Raw genomic sequence first — 2225 nt, 5'->3', positions numbered from 1 at the left:
AACAGAAAACACAGTTCCTTTTAATACGTCTTAGGTTAAGTGAGGAATCGTGACAAATGCCTCCATTTCCACAACAGTTGTTATAAATTTGAAAATTTTGAGGACTGGAACTAGGTATCGATTTCATGTAAAAAAGCCAAAATCTAATAGACTTAAGATGCAAAATCGATAGCTTACAGGCAAGAAAATTTCTTAACCGATGACCAATGAGTTCCTTTTAAGTAAAGTATTAATATTATTTTTTCTTAAATTTCAAAAACAGGTTATTTAAATCGCGTTTTCTATCAACCACAAATTTTGGAACGTCCACTTCTATTTTTGTATTAAGCAACTTTTGGAATTATCGAAATGGCAATCTCAAGTTTCTGAGTCACTGTACTTGAAGGCATATTCAGTTTAGAAAGGACTTCATCTATTTGCAATTTCATTCCAGGAATATAATCCTTGATTTCTTTCAGGTCCCTATGAATAATATCAAGATATTCTTGTGGGTTCTACAGTTCAGTAATTAGTTATTTAATTTCTTTTAATACAGGGTTAAAAAACAAACTGGAAATGGGAGTTTTAGAAAAGAGAACACCCACACAAGAGTATAGAACTGCTAATAAGAAATGGAAATTAATAGAGTTGTTAAACTACAGGAGTCTCAAAAATGTCAACTGATTAAATAGAGAGCACCGAATTTTAAGACACGCTCTGATCTCAAGTTACTTTAGATTTTGTAAGAATGCTTGTGATTGACATCAACAGACTAAGACAGGCCACGTAGAAGTTCTTCAAGGTTATTCAATTACAAAGACAAATTCTTAAATTTATATACAAACTTCATACCACACGAGAACAATGCCAAACCAATCCCAACATAAAAGAATCCTATGTCAAAAGCTGGCAAAAGACTAAATTTCCGAATAGTAATTCCACCTAATATCATTACCACCATAATCAGGTATGACTTTCTATCAAAAAATTCCATAACAAACATTTTCTTTCTATTATCTTTACTTATTCGAGTCGTGTGCTTTTCAACTAATTTAGAGAAAATGAGAAAATAAAATACTGAAAATACTGATGCAGCTAAAAAAACACTAAAAATATATCTTCCTTGACTTATAAAATATGGTAATCCAGTCTCTATTACCATTGTTCCAGCAAACATCCAAACGAGACCTGCAATCAAAATTAAATATTTATTAGGAATCGATGATTTCTGTTTGAAGTTGTTGTTCATATTGGCTATTTAACCTGCATTCATGACATAAAAACTTATAGCATTATGGTTCTGTAGAAAACTTACATTTTAACTGAAACTACAGATAAACACATGTGCACATGGATAATCCATCTACATTTATCTGTGCACATCTTGTGGTTTGTAATCAAGGAATGGGATTTCAACAGAAAATGTCAACTACTTATGGTATAGCCAAAATCAAATGGTCGTGCACTATTAATTAGTTGATGTCATTTCCAAAACACTTTTAGTGGCGCATCATACCTTTTTTGCAATTCAGTAAAGTTATAATAGCATGCTTGATGCACGAAACATAAGGCATTTCTAGCACTGGAAAATTAATCATGAAAACATCAACCACATAATGATGGACTACCTATTTTTAATTCATTGAAATGTTTGTTTGTATTTTTATGTACCTACTAACAAGGTGATTTTTTTCAAGGAGCTTTCCTGTTATTGAATATAAACAAAAGGTATGTATCCTTTTAGAGCTAACCGAAGTTTTCTTCTTTTATTCTCTTTCCCATAACTAATTTGATTTGCTGTAAAAGATAGTTTTAAGAAAAGGAAGGATAAATATATCATGTCTCTATACATAAAATGACATAAAACATATACCCAAAACCTCTCAGGGTCAACTTAATTAGTTAGAATATAATAAGGTGAAAGGGTATCCAGTAAACTTTGAACATCAGTAGTGTAGCGGTCATCACCGGGCGTTGCCAACGCTCGAACCCGGGTTCGAATCCCGGCTGATGTATTGCACGAGTTCCGCCAACCGAGTCCCGTCTCAGAAGGACGGTGCCCTTTTCGCTTCGCTCAAGAAGGCTGAATTATGGGTTAGAGGAACTGGTTTTCAACTCGCTAGCGGCTACCTAAATATTTTACTGGTCAAACAGAGAATGTGATTACAAACCTTTTTAAAAAATGTTTAATCTAAAACGGTTCACGTTTGAGTTTGAGAACCTTATCCCCAAACCCTATCGGCGTG

General features: G+C 33.3%; 1 protein-coding gene and 1 tRNA gene. One reads left to right on the top strand and one right to left on the bottom strand.

The window, feature by feature from the left end; genetic code table 11:
* Nucleotides 1-790: 790 nt before the first annotated feature.
* Nucleotides 791-1228: a hypothetical protein gene (locus BP621_RS15045; protein WP_292391386.1), complete on the bottom strand. Its 438-nt coding sequence runs from the start codon at nucleotides 1226-1228 to the stop codon at nucleotides 791-793.
* Nucleotides 1229-1922: 694 nt separating this feature from the next.
* Here BP621_RS15045 and BP621_RS15040 point away from each other — a divergent pair.
* Nucleotides 1923-1994, top strand: a tRNA-Gly gene (locus BP621_RS15040).
* The last annotated feature ends 231 nt before the right edge of the window (nucleotides 1995-2225 follow it).

This window comes from Methanosarcina sp. UBA5, from assembly GCF_002505485.1.
GTDB lineage: Archaea > Halobacteriota > Methanosarcinia > Methanosarcinales > Methanosarcinaceae > Methanosarcina.
This window is presented reverse-complemented; position numbering and strand designations above follow the sequence as displayed.